This window comes from Pleomorphomonas koreensis DSM 23070 (assembly GCF_000425185.1).
In the GTDB taxonomy this organism is placed as follows: Bacteria; Pseudomonadota; Alphaproteobacteria; order Rhizobiales; family Pleomorphomonadaceae; genus Pleomorphomonas; species Pleomorphomonas koreensis.
In genome coordinates this window covers 358435-374525 of record NZ_KE384327.1, presented here as the reverse complement: position 1 = coordinate 374525, position 16091 = coordinate 358435, and the positions used below count along the sequence as shown (strand labels likewise).

Genomic DNA, 16091 nt, shown 5'->3' with positions numbered 1-16091 from the left:
AAGGTGAAGACGCGGCCCTTGGCGTCGCCCGTGGTCATCACCTCCATGTAGGCGCGGTTGATCAGGTCCATCTCGGCCTGCAACTCGCCATAGCGGAAGTCCATCTCGACGCCGCCGATGATCGGCACCTGATCCTTCAGGTCGTCGGGGCAGACCCAGTCGAAGGTCAGGTTGGTGAACGGCGTCTGGGTGCCCCAGCGCGAGGGGACGTTGAGGTTGTAGATCAGCTCCTGGATCGACTGACGGACATCCTCGTAGGTGAGCCGGTCCTTGCGGATGAAGGGCGCCATGTAGGTGTCGAAGGAGGAGAAGGCCTGGGCGCCGGCCCATTCGTTCTGGAGCGTGCCGAGGAAATTGACGATCTGGCCGACGGCGCTCGTGAGGTGTTTGGGCGGCCCGGCCTCCACCTTGCCCGGCACGCCGTTGAGGCCTTCGGTCAACAGCGTCCGGAGCGACCAGCCGGCGCAATAGCCGGAGAGCATGTCGAGGTCGTGGATGTGGATGTCGCCGTCGCGGTGGGCGCGGCCGACCTCGGGCGGATAGACGTGGGAGAGCCAGTAGTTGGCCGTCACCTTGCCGGAAACGTTGAGGATCAGCCCGCCCAGCGAATAGCCCTGGTTGGCGTTGGCGTTGACCCGCCAGTCGGCCCGGTCGAGATATTCGTCGATCGAGGCGACGACGTCGACGACGGTGTTGGCGTCGCGCCGGAGGCGGGCCCGCTGCTCGCGGTAGACGATGTAGGCGCGGGCCGTCGAGAAGTGGTTGGCCGAGATCAGCACCTGCTCGACGACGTCCTGGATCTCCTCGATCGACGGCGTGCGGCCGGCGAAGCGGTGGGCGATCACCTTCACCGCCTGCAGGACGAGGAGCTGCGCCTCGCCGGCCTGGAATTCGGCCGTGGCGGCGCCGGCCCGCTCGACGGCCGACCGGATCTTGCCGGCATCGAAGGGCGCCAGCGCGCCCGACCGTTTGATGACGCTGAGAGGAGGCTGGACTGGACTGACTTCCGACATCGTTCTTCCGCACCCGGTAGATCAGGACGAAGAACGCGGCGGAACGCGGTCGAGGACGGCGGGGAAGCCCCAGCCGCGCGACGACGACGATCCACCGGTGCACCCCGCCCGAGGACAAATCGATCGGCCGGGGCAGGTCTCCTGGCTCGCGGGTCTCGGCGGCCGATCCGCCTTCCCAGTGCAGCGCACCAGTGGCATCAATGGATCGACCGCTTCCCGCCTACAGTTGCGGGGGCAGCGCCGGCCTTGCACCGGCTTCCCTCTTCGCTCCAGATGTTGTGGCATCCGGAGAACCTCGGCTCAACGGATGGTATCCACCGCTTGCTGAGTCGGGTCAATGCGGCATGAGGGGTCCACGTAGTTCCCCTCACGCGACCTGTGCAGGAGCTGTGGACGCGCGGCGTTTCCGGAAAGCGGAAAGCCGCGCATTCCCTCAGGCCCCGGCGGCTTCGGCGCGAAGTTGGCGCGCCGCCGCCACCATGTTGACCAGCGCCGCCCGCACCTCCGGCCAGCCGCGCGTCTTGAGGCCGCAGTCGGGATTGATCCAGATGCGCTCGGCCGGCAGGCGGACGAGCGCCGCCCGGATCAGCCGCGCCATCTCCCCGGCCGGCGGAACGCGCGGCGAGTGGATGTCATAGACGCCCGGTCCGATGTCGTTGGGGTAATGGAAATCGGCGAAGGCGGCGAGCAGCTCCATCTTCGAGCGCGAGCACTCGATGGAGATGACGTCGGCGTCCATGGCGGCGATCGAGGCGATGATGTCGTTGAACTCCGAGTAGCACATGTGGGTGTGGATCTGCGTGGCGTCGGCGACGCCCGAGGCGGTCAGCCGGAAGCTCTCCACCGCCCAGTCGAGATAGCCGCCCCGCTCGGCCGCCCGGATCGGCAGGCCCTCGCGCAGCGCCGCCTCGTCGATCTGGATCATGGCGGCGCCGGCCGCTTCGAGATCGGCCACCTCGTCGCGCAGTGAGAGAGCGATCTGCCGGCAGACGACGTCGCGCGGCAGGTCGTCGCGCACGAAGGACCAGTTGAGGATGGTCACCGGTCCGGTCAGCATGGCCTTGACCGGCTTTGCCGTCAGCGACTGGGCATGGCGCCACCAGTCGACGGTCATCGGCTCGGGGCGGGCGACGTCGCCGTAGAGGATCGGCGGCCTGACGCAGCGCGAGCCGTAGGACTGCACCCAGCCGTGGCGGGTGAAGGCGAAGCCGTCGAGCCGCTCGCCGAAATACTGCACCATGTCGTTGCGCTCGAACTCGCCATGCACCAGCACGTCGAGACCGATCTCCTCCTGCCAGCCGATGCAGGCGGCGGCCTCGGCTTTCAGGAGGTCGCGGTAGGCGGCCTCGGTCAGCGCGCCCTTGCCGAACGCCTGGCGGGCGCGCCGCACCTCGGCGGTCTGCGGGAAGGAGCCGATGGTGGTGGTCGGAAAGGCCGGCAGGCCAAAACGGGCCTGCTGCACCGGCGACCGCGCGGCAAACGGCGACTTGCGCCGCGCCATGGCCGGCGTGACGGCGGCGAGGCGGGCGCGCACGTCGGAGCGGATGACGCGCGGCGAAGTCCGTCGCGATTGGCGCACGTCCCGCGAGGCTGCGATGGCGCCGGCCGCCGCTTCCGGCCCGGATTCGAGCGCCTTTCCGAGGGCGACAAGCTCGTCCATCTTCTGGCGGCCGAAGGCCAGCCAGGATCTCGTCTCCGGATCGAGATCGGTCTCCGCCTCGACGTCGTGCGGCACGTGCAGCAGCGAGCAGGACGGGGCGAGTTCCAGATGGTCGAGGCCGCGGCGGGCGACGATCGGCCGCAGGAGGTCGAGGAGGGCGTCGAGATCGGCGCGCCAGACGTTGCGGCCGTCGACGACGCCGAGCGACAGCCGCTTGCCGGCCGGCACCCGACCGTCGATCGCCGCGAGATCGGCGCGGCCGCGCACGAGATCCAGGTGGAGGCCGGCGGCCGGCAGCGACAGCGCCAGATCGAGATTGTCGGCGAGCGGCCCGAAATAGCTCGCCAGCATCACCTTCAGCTTCGGCACCGCCGAGGCGATCAGGCCATAGGCGCGTTCGAGGGCGGCGCGGGCGGTGTCGTCGAGATCGGTGGCGAGGATCGGCTCGTCGATCTGCACCCAGTCGGCGCCGTGGGCGGCGAGCAGCTTCAGGACGTCGACATAGACCGGCAGCAGCCGGTCGAGCAGCGTCAGGGGATCGAAGCCGCCGGCCGCCTTGCCGAGCTTTAGGAAGGTGACCGGACCGACCAGCACCGGCCGGGTGTGAATGCCGAGCGCCTTGGCCTCGCGGAACTCATCGACCGGCTTGGTCGAGGCGAGAGAGAAGCGCTGGCCGGCGGTGAATTCCGGCACCAGATAGTGGTAGTTGGTGTCGAACCACTTGGTCATTTCGAGGGCGGCGACGCCCGCCGCATGACTGCCGCCGCAGCCGCAGGCCCCGCCGTCGGCGCCGCGCGCCATGGCGAAATAGCTCTGAAGCGACAGCGGCCCGCCCGACCAGCCGTAGGCGTCGGGCACGGCGCCGACCAGGGCGGCGGTGTCGAGCACCTGGTCGTAGAGCGAGAAGTCGTTCGAGGGTATGACGGTGACACCGCGGGCGGCCTGGTCCCGCCAGTTGGCGGCACGCAGACGCGCGGCGGTGTCCAGAAGTTCGGCTTCACAAAGACGGCCGGCCCAATAGGCTTCGAGGGCGAATTTCAGCTCGCGGCGCGGACCGATGCGTGGCGCGCCGAGCGTGGCGATGGCAAGCGACATGGTGGAAACCCCAGAGTTGGGGGCAAAGGCGAGCGGACGCGCCGCCGCCGGTCGTCCCTTGCGGGCTCCGACGGTTCGGACGATCCACCGGGACACCCCGCCCGATGACGACATGTGGCCGTGGCAGGTCTCCTGGCTCGCGGGTCACCGCGTCCGCTCCGTCTTCCCGAGGCCATGGCCCCAGTGACATCAATGGATCGGACGCTCGCCGCTGACAGTTGCGGGGGCAGCTCCGGCCGGGGCGTACGCCCTTCCGGATTCCCTCTTGGCTCCGCACCGCCGCGACGGCGACGCGGAGAACCACGACGATCCGATGATAGGCTATCCCGCCGCCCTGTCAACAAAGATATAAAGATATCGTTATATGGATGACGATCACCTCAGGGATTCCTGCAACTTGAAGCTCTGGATCCACCACCTACGTAGCTCAAGGTACGTGAGCCGCGACGGATCCGGATATGTATCCCCGAAGGCCCCATTGCCTGATCGAAAGGAATTGATGTGATGACGACCCGCAATACGCTGAAGTCCAATGCCAAGAAGGTTTCCATCGAAGTGCTCGGCGCCCTGCTCGCCGACGGCATCGACATGGCGCTCCTGACCAAGCAGGCGCACTGGAACCTCAAGGGCCCACGCTTCATCGCCATCCACGAGATGCTCGACGGCTTCCGCTCGGAGATCGACGTCCACGTCGACACCATGGCCGAGCGCATCGTCCAGCTCGGCGGCATCGCCAATGGCACGTTGCAGGGCGCGGCGGCAGCCACCCGCCTGCCGGCCTATCCGGCCGACATCACCGCCGAGGCCGCCCATCTCAAGGAACTGACCGACCGCTACGCCAAGGCCGCCGCCTCGGTGCGCGACGGCATCGACCAGACCGACGAGGCCGGCGACGCCGACACGGCCGACATCCTCACCGCCTACTCGCGCGCCCTCGACAAGGCGCTGTGGTTCCTGGAGTCGCATCTGGAGAACTGATGCAGGTATCCGGCGTCGCTCAACCCGGGCGACGCCGCTTCGCCGCATGCCCGAGCGCCAAGGCTACCAGCATCAGCCCGAAGGCGGCGGCGGCAAGCCCGATCGGCGGATGGCCGAGGGCGGCGGCAAACGTCGGCGACAGCACCGTGCCGGTGTAGAAGGGCTCGACACTATACTGGCAGAGCGCCTCCGCCTCCGGATCGGCACGGATTTCCGCGTCGATGCGGCCCGCCAGCGCGGCAGCCGCCTGCGGCTGGCCGGGCATCTCGGCCATGCGCGCGAGCACCGCCCGGTAAGCGGCGAGATAGGCGTGGCTGCACTCGTTGAACGGGTTTTCCTCGTCGGTGAGGGCGTTCGGCACCAGCCCCCAGGCGCAATAGGTAAACTGGATGTTGGCGTGGTTGAGCAGCCGGCGGAACGTCTCGTCGGTCGGAAACTGCCGCGCCGCCAGGGCGACGATGGCGCCGCGGTAGGCGGCGACGTGGCTCATCTCGCCGTGCGTGAGGCCGGGGATCTCGAGGCCGGCCGCTTCCTCGGCGGTCAGCGGCGTCGTCCGGTGGGCGACCGCCGGCCCGGCGAGGCCGACAAGGAGGCAGAGGACGAGCGCGGCGAGACCGCCGCGCCCTTTGCGTGTTCCTGATGGCATGGCGTCAGGCGGCGCCGAGGCGGGCGGCGCGCGGCGTGGCGGACGCGAAGAGGCGCTCGGCGAGGAAGCCGAACAGCAGCGCCTGCGTCGTCCAGATGATCGCCTGGATGCCCAGCGAGGCGATGCGGAAGCGCCAGAGCACCACGGCCGAGAAGTCTTCCGGCACCTCGTTGATGGCCGGCAGGAGCAGCATCACCGCGGCGATCACCACCACGAAGGCAACACCGCCGGCGATGGTCGCATTCCAGGCGCCGAGCCGCGCCCAGTAGTGGCGGGCGAGCGCCACGGCGGCGATCAGCACCAGCACCGACACCGCCATCATCACGAAATAGACTTCGGTGCGGATGCCGATGGTCTCCGGGCTGCCGACGGCTGGCGGGTTGGCCGGGTACTTGAGCGCCGGCGCGGCAATCACCGCCACGAAGCCGAAGGCGCCGATCAGCGCGGCGAGCGGCCGGGCGGCGAGGCGGCTGAAGCGGCCGTAGACGATGCCGAAGGCCAGCGCCAGGATGCCGCCGAGCGCCGCGCCATAGACGACGAGGCCGGTGAGAAGGCCGAGGCCGGCCTGCGTGGCGCGCGAGACCAGCTCGGGCTCGGCCGCCTCGCCGGCCGCCGCGGCGGCCCGCTCCTCGACGGCGATGGCGAAGTCGACCAGCGGCTCGCCCCAGACGCGCGCGAACAGAAAGGCCAGGAGGCCGCCCGCCACGCCGGCGATCATGCCGCGCAGCAACAGTTTTCCGGTCATGTCGCGGCCCTCAGTGGCAGGGGAAACCGAGGAGATGGCGGCCGTCGTGCACGAACTCGTGCACGTAGGAGCCGCTGAAGATCGACGTGGCGCCTTCCTCGGCGCCGACGAAGTAGACGGCCAGCACCAGCATCAGCCCGGCGAAGATCGCCCAGGGCAGCACCTCGCCGAGCGGAATGGCGGCGGGTGGGGAAACGACGGACGACGGAGAAAGGGTCGACATGTGGGCCTCCTGGGATTGCGCGTCCCTGCGACATATGGGATGCGGGGGCGGGTCTGGCTCGCGGGAGATGTCCCGCTGACAGTGGCGCGACCGCGCCGGATTTCCACCGGCTTCCGCCCGGCATCGACGAGCACCTTCCGCCATGCTCCGGCGGCTGTCAATCTCCGGGCCACGAAAAGGACCGCCATGGCCATCCGCCTGACGCTGATCGCCGTTCCGCCGACCGGCCGCGCGCCGGCCTTCCCGACGCGCGCGCCCTTCGTGCTGCGGCCGCAAGACCTGCCGGAGCGCGTCGCCACGCGCCTCACCGAGGCGGACCGCCTTCTATGCGCGCCGGAGATCCGTCTCGACGGCGGCCTCGCGGCGGAGGCGGTCGCCGATCTGACCGAAACCGATTACGGATGCTGGGCCGGCCGGACGCTCGCCGGCATCGCCGCCGATCCGGCCGGCCTCGAAGCCTGGCGCAGCGACGCGGCGGCCGCGCCGCACGGCGGCGAATCCCTGGCGGACGTCCGGCGCCGGATCGAGGGCTGGCTCGGCCGAAGCCTCGCGGCAAGCGGACGGGCCGTCGTCCTCGCCCCGGTCACCGTGGTCAGGACTGCCGTGCTGGCGGTGCTCGATGCTCCGACGGGTGCCCTGTGGTCGCTGGACATGACGCCCTGGGCGGAGGTGGCGCTCACCGGCGACGGCCGCCGCTGGGCGCTGCGGCTCTGACGCCTAAAAAAGCAAAGCGCCCGGCATCCCAGGGGGATCGGGCGCTCGACATCGGCAGGCCTGATAAGGTCAGGCGTTCAGAAGACGTTGTGGCGGTTCAGCGCACCACGGGAAAGATTACGCTCGCGGGCTTCGAGGTCGTAACGGTCGCCGGCCTCGTTGAGATAGGCCAGTTCACGCTCGGCGAGGGTCGGGGTGCGCAGGAGCTTGGCGGTACGCTTGAGGGTGGCGAACATCTCGGACTTCCTTGTCTGCCGGAGACTTCCGGCGTCTGTTTCTCTTCTCTCTTGATGTCCTCAATATAGCGCCGTAAGCCCGCCGGACCTAATCGCAACTTCTGAAGGCTGCCTTCAGATTTCCTGTAGGGGATTTCCCGTGGCCCAGCCCGTCCGGACAAACGAAAAGCACCCGGCCGGTCAAGGACCCGGGTGCTTCGTGGGCAGGCGTTACGGCCGTCCGGCCGCGCCTCAGAGGCCGGCGATCCGGCGGGCGCCAGCGGCGCGGATGGAATGACGCTCGCGGTATTCCGAGCCGAAGCCACGGACATAGGTGGTGTCCCGCTCGACGGCGCGGGGGGCGCGGAACGTCTCGTTGAGAGGGGCAGTCGCGAACATCTGTCTTTCCTTTGTTTCAGGCGGGCGGCCTCGATGGCCGCGTCCGACGCCCTCCATATAGGGTGCCGCCCGCATATACCAAAGTCGAATTCACTGAAGGCGACCCAAAGAAAATCTAAAGGCCGCCTTAAGGCTTCGTTGACCTTTCGGGAGATGTCCGCCGCGTCCGCCGTCTCACCCCGCCAGGAGCGTGAAGCGGATGGGCTCGAAGCCCCCGATCGACGCCACCGCCGTCTCGCCCGGCGCGATGGCGTGGCCGCCGCCGAAGGCGCCGGTGGTCACCACCTCGCCGGCCCCGAGGCCGAGGCCGGTGGCGACGAGCGCGTTGGCGAGCCAGGTCAGCGCGTGCGCCGGATCGCCGGCGGGATGGCCGCCGCGCTGGTCGACGGCGAGGCGGCCGCCGATCTCCAGCCGCACCGCGAGGTCGGAGTGGACGGCGGCGCGCCAGGCGGCGATGGGACGACCGCGCACCAGGCCCCAGTTGCCCAGGAAATCGGCGCGGACCAGCAGCGGCGACGGCTTGGGATCGTCGGCAAGCCGGCTCTCCAGGATCTCGAAGGCCGCGAAGGCGCCGCCGATCGCCTCGGCCACTTCATCGACCGAATAAGGCGTGCCATCCGTCCGGCCGGGCAGATCGCGGCCGAGGACGAAGGCGACCTCCACTTCCACCTTGAGCGGCGAAACCGCATAGGCGGCCGCCGCCGGCGCCTCGAAGATGCGGTCGGCGAGAATGGCGCCCCAACTCCCCGGCCCGTCGCCGACCTGCATCACCTTGTAGCCGCCGATCGGCCCGAGGCGGTTGGCGACGGCGAGTTGCACCGCGTCGGCGGCGGCCGCGTCGGCCGGAACGAGGCCGGCTTCGGCCGTCAGCTTCGCGCCGCTCCGGCGCGCCTCGACCAGCCGGTCGGCGAGACCGGCGGTTGGATCGGCAATCAACAGCACTTGCAAACTCCTTCATCGGTAGCTGGAACTTGTCAACTCGTCCGTCCCGAGCGGCATCAGGCGGCCGGCGGCTGTCGCGACAGCCGGAGATCGATGAGCCCGCCGCCGAACAGCCGGTCGCGCGAATGCTCGAGATGGCCGGTCATCAGCTTCGACGCCCGTCCGGGATCGCCCGTCTCGATCGCCTCGAACAGGCCGATGTGCTCGGCCAGCGTCTCCTCGAGCGCCGCGTCGCCGCCGCTCATCAGCGACATGCCGTGCAGGCGCATGCCGATGTTGATGTGGGCGCGCAGCGCCCGGAAGGTCGCCTCGAAATACTGGTTGTTGGAGGCCTGGGCGATCGCCAGGTGGAAGGCGAAATCGGCATCCTCGCGGTGCTGGTGCGAGCCGGTGGCCACCCGCATCAGGTCGAGCGCTTCGGCGATGCCGTCGATCGCCGGTCCGTCGCGCCGCTCGGCGGCCAGCGCCGCCGCCTTGGCCTCGATGGTCAGGCGGAACTCGTAGCAGCGCTGGATGTCGGCCAGCGTCTCGACCGGCGAGAAACCGACCGGCGTAGCGCCGGACGCACGCACGAAGCTGCCCGCCCCCTGCCGCGAGTGGATCAGCCCCTCCTCGCGCAGCCGCTCCAGCGCGGCGCGCAGAACCGGCCGCGACACGCCGAACTCCTGCGACAGCGCCGCCTCGGGCGGCAGCTTCTCGCCCGGCTGGTAGCCGCCGCTGGTGATCCGGTTGATGAGGGAATGATAGACGCTGTCCGAAAGTGTCGTCCGGCGCTTCGCGGTCTGGTTCGTCACGATCTCCGGCCTCGGCTGTCGGCTGCACAGGGAGCCGGCGGCAGCTAACCCCAATTTGTAAACTTGTGCAAGCGGCCCGCGCCGGCGAGGAACGGCGGGGCCGCGGCCGCCCGCTGGCGGCCGGAGACCGACGGCGAGACCGTCAGACACTGGCGCAGCGGGCATCGATCTCGGTCAGGAGGCTGTCGTCGCCGAAGCCGCCGGCCTTGGAGATGAACCACTCGATGCCGCCGTCCGGCCGGTTGCAGGTGCCGGCGACGATGCCGGGCAGGATCTCGTCGATGAGGTCGACCGACTCGATGCCGAGCGCCTCGGCCACCGCCATCGACGTGCTGCCGCCGGTCGACACGATGGTCCGGCAGGGCACCATGGCGCAGATGCTGGCCGTGGCAAAGCCGAGCTTCTCGGCCACCCGCTCGCCGTCCTCTTTGGTGATCTTCTCCGGCCGCTCGGCGCCCACCACGCGCAGGAGGATGTTGGGCTGGTCGCGGCCCGGCTCGCCGAGCCGCGTCAGGCAGGCGCTGCGGATGTCGTCCGGCCGGGCGTCCGAGCGGATCTCGATGGTGCGGAAGAGGCCGCTGCGGTCGGCGTGCTCGGCCTGGCGGCGCGACACCTCGGCGAGGCTGCCGACCACCGAGACGATCGGCCGGTGCAGCACCACCTGGCGCGCCCTCGCCGCCCCGTCCTGCGGCGACAGCGTGCGGGCCAGCGCCTCGGCGAAGCCGCCGGCTCCGACCGGCAAGAGGTCACCGGCCGCAAGCTGCCGCGCCAGCGCCGCGAGATGATCGTCGCAGGCGGCATCGGCGACGATCAGCTTCACGCCGCAGCCGATCATCGCCCGGATCGTCTCTCCGAGCGCCGCGTCGCCGGCCCCGATGTCCGAGAGGCCGAGGAGGCCGATCGGCAATCCGGTCTGCTGGCCGAGGAGGTCGGCCACGTTCGAGCTTCCGAGCGGGTGGAAGGGGTCGCGGCCGATGTCGGAGAGGTGTAGCGGCACGCTGTCGAGATAGATCACCCCACCGAGGCAGGTGCGGCCGGTCTTCGGCATGGCGGTGCAGATCAGCGCCGCCGCCGCGCCGGTGCCGCCGAGCGCCGCCTCGATCTCGGCGCCGGGATTGCCGCGCATGGTGGAATCGATCTTCTTGAAGATGCGGCCATAGCCGGCCGCCCGGCAGCGCCGGACCATGTCCAGCACCACGGCCGCCGCCGCGTCCGGATCGAGGAAGCGCGTTTCGGAGGTCAGCGCGATGTCGGCATTGTCCTGCCGCCGGCCGAGGGCGTCGACATGAAGCAACAGCTCGATCTTCCGGCCGAAGCGGGCGAAATGGATGCCCGCATCCCCGGCGCCGGTATAGTCATCGGCAATGATCGCCGTCTTTTCACTTGGACTCATGACGAGCTCCTGCTCGGGGTCGGCGTTCATTCAGGCGAGCGCAACGAGACGGCCAGGGTTGCATGCTTGATGTAGTCCCTCAGATACGAGTAGCTGACCTGCAACAGGCCATCCCTGGTCTCGATGATCGACGGGTAGGAGTAGTCGCCGACAAAGGCGCCGCGCTCGTCGCGGGCCGAGCGGCGGCCGGCGTCGGCCTCCAGCACCAGCTCCTTCCGCCAGCTACGCCCGAGGTCGGTCGAGGTGGCGAGGACGAGCGGATGGCGCGGCACGCCCCAGACGGCCGGCCGGCCGGTCATCTCGCAGGCGGCGAGGAAGGCTTGCCGGTCCTTGATCCACGGCGGAACGGCGCTCTCGCCGGGGCGGCCGGCGGCGGCGATGTCGTTGTAGACGATGGCGAGGCGGCCATCCCTCAGCTCGCGGGCCTGGATCGACGCGTTGTTGTTGGGCAGCGTCGTCGGCTCGGGCGTCGACCAGGTGAGGCCGCCGTCCTCCGACTGGCTGCGGAAGACGAAATCGGACGGACGCCGCCGGAAGAAGGCGACGCGGCAGTTCTCCAGGATGTCCATGTGCACCGAGCCGCGGCTGTCCGGCACCGCCACCGCCTCCCAGCTGCGGCCGCCGTCGGCCGACACCTGCACCAGGCTGGAATCGTCGCCGAAGGCGTTGCGCATGTCGCTATGCCAGACCGGCAGCAGCAGCAGCCCGGCCGGATTGACCACCGGCGCGTGGCGGATGAAGGTGCCGGGCCGGGCGATCAGGGTGCTCACCGCGCTCCAGGTCCGGCCCTCGTCGGCGGAGCGGCGGATGCGGACGACGGAGGTGCCCTGGTCGGCCTGCTCCTGGGCGGTGTAGAGCAGCCACAATTCGCCGGCCGGATGGCGGAACAGCGCCGGGTTCTGTTCCGAGCGCGTCGGATCGTCGGACATCTTCTCCGGCGCCAGCCACTCGTCGCGGGCCCGGTCGAAGCGCGACAGGTAGATGCTGATGTCCGAGGAGCCCTCCATCGAACCGCCGAACCAGACGCACAGGAGGTCGCCGTTCTCAAGCTCCAGGAGGTTGGAGGCATGATTGCTCACGCACGGCGTCGGAATGTCCCTCTCTTGAAGCAGTTTCATCGGCGTCTCCCCGCTATCTGTTCGCCGGTCTTTCGCCGGCCCGGAACGGCACGTCCCGGAATGTCGTCCTCTTGCCCCGGGACGAGCTTTCCCTGTCCCGATCGCCGCTGGCTCGGCGATCGGGCGGACGCGCGCGATTCTGTTGGTGGTCCTGACTGCTAGACGGTCTCTTTCTCAATCTCCGCCACGCGGAGACAGGCGACGAAATGCCCCTCCCCGCGGTCTTCGAGTTCGGGAACCTCGCCGGCGCACATCGGCCGCGCATGGGCGCAGCGCGGATGGAAGCGGCAGCCGGAGGGAGGATCGATGGCGTTCGACACGTCGCCTTGCAGGATGATGCGCTTGCGGCCCCGCTCGACGTCCGGGTCGGCCTCGGGAACGGCCGACAGCAACGCCTTGGTGTAGGGATGCAAGGGGCGGCCGAACAGCTCGTCCTTGCCGGCGATTTCCATGATCTTGCCGAGATACATCACGGCCACCCGGTCGGAGATGTGGCGGACCACGGCGAGGTCGTGGGCGATGAACAGGTAGGTGAGATTGTATTTCTCCTGGATGTCCATCAGGAGATTGATGATCTGCGCCTGGATCGACACGTCGAGCGCCGAGATCGGCTCGTCGCAGACGATGAACTCGGGATCGCTGGCCAGCGCCCGGGCGATGCAGATGCGCTGCCGCTGGCCGCCCGAGAATTCGTGCGGATAGCGGTTGGCGACATTGGGATTGAGGCCGACGTCGCGGATCAGCCGCGCCACGCGGCCCTGGATGTCCTTCTCCGGGCAGATCTTGTGCACGCGCATCGGCTCGGCCAGCGCCTCGCCGATGGTCATGCGCGGATTGAGCGTCGAATAGGGGTCCTGGAAGACGATCTGGACCCGCTTGCGCATGGCCCGGAGGTCCTTGGCCGGCAGCTTGGAGAGATCGACCCCGTCGAACTTGACGCTGCCCGACGTCGCCTTGTGCAGTTGGAGGAGCGCGAAGCCGGTGGTCGACTTGCCGCAGCCCGATTCGCCGACCAGGCCGAGCGTCTCGCCCTTGTAGATGGCGAAGCTGACGCCGTCGATAGCGTGCACCACCGCCGACTGGTTGCCGAAGGCGCCGATCTTGACCGGGAAATGCTTGACCAGGTTCTCGACCACGACCAGCGGCTCTTGCTTGGCGTGCATGTTCATTGCGCGATCCCCCTTCCCCGCATGTCGACCCAGCAGGCGACGCGATGCGGCCTGTCGCCTTCCGCCCCCGGCACCGTGGCCAGCGCCGGCACTTCCCGGGTGCAGCGGTCGACCCGGTAGGTGCAGCGCGGCGCGAACGGGCAGCCGGTGGGCTCGGCGAACAGGTTGGGCGGCGCGCCCGGGATCGACGGCAGGCGGCTGCCGGCCTCGGTCTTCAGGCTGGGGATCGATTTCAGGAGACCGATCGTGTAGGGGTGCAGCGGCGACTTGTAGATGTCGTCGAGCACCGCCTCCTCGACGATGTAGCCGCCGTACATCACCATGATCCGGTCGACCATGCCGGCCAAGAGGCTGAGGTCATGGGTGATCCAGATGATCGACATGTTGAGCTTTTCGCGCAGGCCCTTCACCAGCTCGACGATCTGCGCCTGGATGGTGACGTCGAGCGCCGTGGTCGGCTCGTCGGCGATCACCAGCGACGGCTCGTTGAGGAGAGCCATGGCGATCATCACCCGCTGCCGCATGCCGCCGGAGAGCTGGTGCGGATACTCGTTCAGCCGGTGCTCGGCGTTGGAGATGCCCACCATCTTCAGGTAGCGGGCCGCCTGCTTCAGCGCCTCGGCCTTGGCCAGCTTCTTGTGGAAGACGATGCTCTCGATGACCTGCTCGCCGATCTTCATGAACGGGTTCAGCGAGGTCATCGGGTCCTGGAAGATCATGCCGACCTTGGAGCCGCGGATGGCGTTGACCCTGTTGACGCTGGCGTGGGTGATGTCCTCGCCTTCGAGGAGCACCTCGCCGTCGGTGATCTCCGCCGCCGGCGGCAGCAGGCGGATCAAGCTCATCATCGACACGCTCTTGCCGCAGCCCGATTCGCCGACCACGCCCAGCATCTCGCCCCTGTCGAGGCTGAACGACACGCCGTTGACGGCGTGGAGATAGCCGTTGCGGACCTTGAAGCGCGTGTGCAGGTTGTTGACTTCCAGCAGCTTGGTCACGGCGCCCTCCCTTCTTTCTTGTTGTTGCGGCCTCATTTCCACTGCCGGGGATTGAGGGCGTCGTTCAGGCCGTCGCCGAGGAAGCTGAAGGCGATGGTGACGATCGCCAGCACCGCCGCCGGGGCGGCGAGGACGTGCGGGTAGAGCTGCCAGATGCGCAGGCCGTCGGAGATCATGTTGCCCCAGCTCGGGATGGGCGGCCGCACGCCGACGCCGAGGAAGCTGAAGGAGGATTCCAGCACCATCGCCTCGCCGAGCGCCGCGGAGATGTAGACGATGATCGGGCCGATCGCGTTGGGGATGACGTAGCGGCGGACGATCTTGTAGGTCGGCACGCCGAGCGCCTCGGCGGCCAGCACGTAGTTCTTGTTGCGGATCGACAGGATCTGGCCGCGGATGATGCGGGCCGCCTTCGGCCATTTGATCAGCGCCAGCGAGCCGAACACCAGCACGAAGTCGACCCAGATGGTGTTGCGGTAGAACTCGTTGCCGGTGGCCACGAACTGCGCGTCCATCCAGTTGACCAGCGGCGGCTTCAGCGACACGTTGATGACGATGACCAGGAGCAGCGAGGGGATCGACATGGTGATGTCGATCAGCCAGACCACGAAGGCATCGACCTTGCCGCCGAAATAGCCGCCGAGCGCGCCCATGAACAGGCCGATCACCAGGCTGAACGACACCGTCGAGAAGCCGACGATGACGGCGGTGCGCGAGCCGTAGATGACGCGGCTCAGGATGTCGCGGCCGAGGTCGTCGGTGCCGAACCAGTGCTGCCAGGACGGCGCCTGGTTGCGCGACAGAAGGTCCTGGCTCAGGAAGTCATAGGGCGTGAGATAGGGCCCGAAGATGGCGATGAAGAACAGGAAGGCGACCAGCACCATGCCGACGACAGCCAGCCGGTTGGCGACGAGGCGGATGAAGGCGTCCTTGGCCAGGCTGAACTGCTTCTCTTCCTGCGGCAGGGGGAGGGCTTGGTCCGTCATCATTCATCCTCCGTCTTTTTCGCGGCGGCGCGGGGGTCGAGCAGCGGGTAGGAGATGTCCACCAGTAGGTTGGAGGCCATGACCACAATCGAGAAGATCAGCACGATGGCCAGGATCACCGGGTAGTCCGACGACTTGATCGCCGTCTCGGTCATCCGGCCGAGGCCCGGCAGGCCGAACACCTTCTCGATCAGGATCGAGTTGTTGAGCGTGGCGATCACCAGGAGGCCGATCTGGCTGACCACCGGCGTCAGCACCGGCCGCATGATGTGGCGCATCACCACCTGATGGTTGGGAATGCCCTTGGCGCGGGCGGTGCGCACGTAGTCCTCGCTCAGCACTTCGAGCACGCCGGCGCGCGCCTGGCGGATGATCAGCGCCATCGGGTTGAGCCCGAGCACCAGGAGCGGCACGATCACCTTGACACTGAACAGGCCGGCCCAGCCGTAGGGCACGTCGAGATTGAGCACCAGCACCAGGAAGACGATCAGCAGCGGGCCGGCGACGAACACCGGGATGCCCCAGATGATCAGCGCGAAGCCGACGATCAGGTTGTCGAGCCACTTGTTCTGGTTGAGGGCGGCGATCACGCCGAGGATGACGCCGACCACCGAGACGATCAGGATCGCCGTGAGGCCGATCTTGAGGGTCACCGGCAGCGCCGCCTGGATCATCGCGTTGACCGAGCGGCCCGATACCAGCGAGTTGCCGAAGTTGCCCTGGGCGACGTTGAGGACATAATCCCAGAATTGCAGCAGGAACGGCCGGTTGAGGCCGGCCGCCTCGCGGATGGCATCGACGCGCGCCGGATCGTAGGCGACGTCGCCGGGCGCTTGCAGGAAGATCAGCTTGATCGGGTCGCCGGCGCCGAAGAACACCAGCGCATAGACGAGCAGGAGCAGGATCAGGACAGACGGTATCCACCTGACAAGTCTATTGAGTACGTAGCGCCCCATGAGCGGTCCTCCCCGCGGATGTGTAGAGAGTGGGGCGGGCCGAAAGG

The 16091-nt window shown here is 68.6% G+C and carries 17 protein-coding genes and 2 riboswitches; of the genes, 2 read left to right on the top strand and 15 right to left on the bottom strand.

Annotation, left to right across the window (positions count from 1 at the left end; all coding sequences use genetic code 11):
* A partial coding sequence (gene nrdD, locus H512_RS0121850; RefSeq protein WP_026785213.1) for an anaerobic ribonucleoside-triphosphate reductase occupies nucleotides 1–1013 on the bottom strand: 1013 nt, incomplete at its 3' end.
* 114 nt (nucleotides 1014–1127) lie between these two features.
* Nucleotides 1128–1326, bottom strand: a riboswitch (cobalamin riboswitch).
* A 120-nt stretch (nucleotides 1327–1446) separates the two neighbouring features.
* Entirely contained in the window at nucleotides 1447–3768 is a 2322-nt protein-coding gene (metE, locus tag H512_RS0121845; RefSeq protein WP_036793096.1) for a 5-methyltetrahydropteroyltriglutamate--homocysteine S-methyltransferase, read from the bottom strand.
* 105 nt (nucleotides 3769–3873) lie between these two features.
* Nucleotides 3874–4088: riboswitch (cobalamin riboswitch) on the bottom strand.
* 184 nt (nucleotides 4089–4272) lie between these two features.
* On the opposite strand from metE, the gene dps reads away from it, so the two are divergent.
* Nucleotides 4273–4746, top strand: a complete 474-nt coding sequence (gene dps, locus H512_RS0121840) for a DNA starvation/stationary phase protection protein Dps (RefSeq protein WP_210162739.1) — start codon at nucleotides 4273–4275, stop codon at nucleotides 4744–4746.
* 19 nt (nucleotides 4747–4765) lie between these two features.
* On the opposite strand, the gene H512_RS25505 is transcribed toward dps, so the two are convergent.
* Genes H512_RS25505 through H512_RS0121825 form a run of 3 tightly spaced genes read right to left on the bottom strand, consistent with a single transcriptional unit; the run spans nucleotide 4766 to nucleotide 6360 of the window.
* On the bottom strand, nucleotides 4766–5392 hold the full coding sequence (locus tag H512_RS25505) for a hypothetical protein (RefSeq protein ID WP_053240142.1): 627 nt from the start codon (nucleotides 5390–5392) through the stop codon (nucleotides 4766–4768).
* Nucleotides 5393–5396: 4 nt separating this feature from the next.
* Nucleotides 5397–6137, bottom strand: a complete 741-nt coding sequence (locus H512_RS0121830; RefSeq protein ID WP_026785210.1) for a CbtA family protein — start codon at nucleotides 6135–6137, stop codon at nucleotides 5397–5399.
* 10 nt (nucleotides 6138–6147) lie between these two features.
* The gene (locus H512_RS0121825) at nucleotides 6148–6360 is read right to left on the bottom strand and encodes a CbtB domain-containing protein (RefSeq protein WP_026785209.1); all 213 of its coding nucleotides are present in this window, start codon (nucleotides 6358–6360) and stop codon (nucleotides 6148–6150) included.
* 186 nt (nucleotides 6361–6546) lie between these two features.
* On the opposite strand from H512_RS0121825, the gene H512_RS25500 reads away from it, so the two are divergent.
* Nucleotides 6547–7074 (top strand): histidine phosphatase family protein, encoded by a 528-nt coding sequence (locus tag H512_RS25500; protein WP_053240141.1) that lies wholly within the window; start codon nucleotides 6547–6549, stop codon nucleotides 7072–7074.
* Between the two features lie 77 nt (nucleotides 7075–7151).
* On the opposite strand, the gene H512_RS26795 is transcribed toward H512_RS25500, so the two are convergent.
* The 10 genes from H512_RS26795 to H512_RS0121770 all read right to left on the bottom strand — a co-directional run bounded on the left by H512_RS26795 (nucleotide 7152) and on the right by H512_RS0121770 (nucleotide 16044).
* Nucleotides 7152–7310 (bottom strand): DUF3563 domain-containing protein, encoded by a 159-nt coding sequence (locus H512_RS26795; protein WP_084798696.1) that lies wholly within the window; start codon nucleotides 7308–7310, stop codon nucleotides 7152–7154.
* Between the two features lie 231 nt (nucleotides 7311–7541).
* On the bottom strand, nucleotides 7542–7688 hold the full coding sequence (locus H512_RS27275; RefSeq protein WP_156899604.1) for a hypothetical protein: 147 nt from the start codon (nucleotides 7686–7688) through the stop codon (nucleotides 7542–7544).
* Between the two features lie 174 nt (nucleotides 7689–7862).
* Nucleotides 7863–8630, bottom strand: coding sequence for a 2-keto-4-pentenoate hydratase (locus H512_RS25495; protein ID WP_053240140.1), 768 nt, complete (start codon nucleotides 8628–8630; stop codon nucleotides 7863–7865).
* A gap of 56 nt (nucleotides 8631–8686) precedes the next feature.
* The gene (locus H512_RS0121800) at nucleotides 8687–9424 is read right to left on the bottom strand and encodes a FadR/GntR family transcriptional regulator (protein WP_026785208.1); all 738 of its coding nucleotides are present in this window, start codon (nucleotides 9422–9424) and stop codon (nucleotides 8687–8689) included.
* A 142-nt stretch (nucleotides 9425–9566) separates the two neighbouring features.
* Nucleotides 9567–10817, bottom strand: a complete 1251-nt coding sequence (locus tag H512_RS0121795; protein WP_169507204.1) for a four-carbon acid sugar kinase family protein — start codon at nucleotides 10815–10817, stop codon at nucleotides 9567–9569.
* A 26-nt stretch (nucleotides 10818–10843) separates the two neighbouring features.
* Nucleotides 10844–11935 (bottom strand): sialidase family protein, encoded by a 1092-nt coding sequence (locus H512_RS25490; protein ID WP_053240139.1) that lies wholly within the window; start codon nucleotides 11933–11935, stop codon nucleotides 10844–10846.
* A gap of 158 nt (nucleotides 11936–12093) precedes the next feature.
* Nucleotides 12094–13098, bottom strand: a complete 1005-nt coding sequence (locus H512_RS0121785; RefSeq protein ID WP_036793210.1) for an ABC transporter ATP-binding protein — start codon at nucleotides 13096–13098, stop codon at nucleotides 12094–12096.
* A gap of 2 nt (nucleotides 13099–13100) precedes the next feature.
* Complete coding sequence (locus H512_RS0121780) at nucleotides 13101–14138, bottom strand: ABC transporter ATP-binding protein (protein WP_084798694.1); 1038 nt, start codon at nucleotides 14136–14138, stop codon at nucleotides 13101–13103.
* Nucleotides 14135–15091, bottom strand: coding sequence for an ABC transporter permease (locus H512_RS0121775; RefSeq protein ID WP_026785204.1), 957 nt, complete (start codon nucleotides 15089–15091; stop codon nucleotides 14135–14137). The genes H512_RS0121780 and H512_RS0121775 overlap by 4 nt, the downstream gene beginning before the upstream one ends.
* Entirely contained in the window at nucleotides 15088–16044 is a 957-nt protein-coding gene (locus tag H512_RS0121770; protein WP_026785203.1) for an ABC transporter permease, read from the bottom strand. The genes H512_RS0121775 and H512_RS0121770 overlap by 4 nt, the downstream gene beginning before the upstream one ends.
* Between the last annotated feature and the right edge of the window lie 47 nt (nucleotides 16045–16091).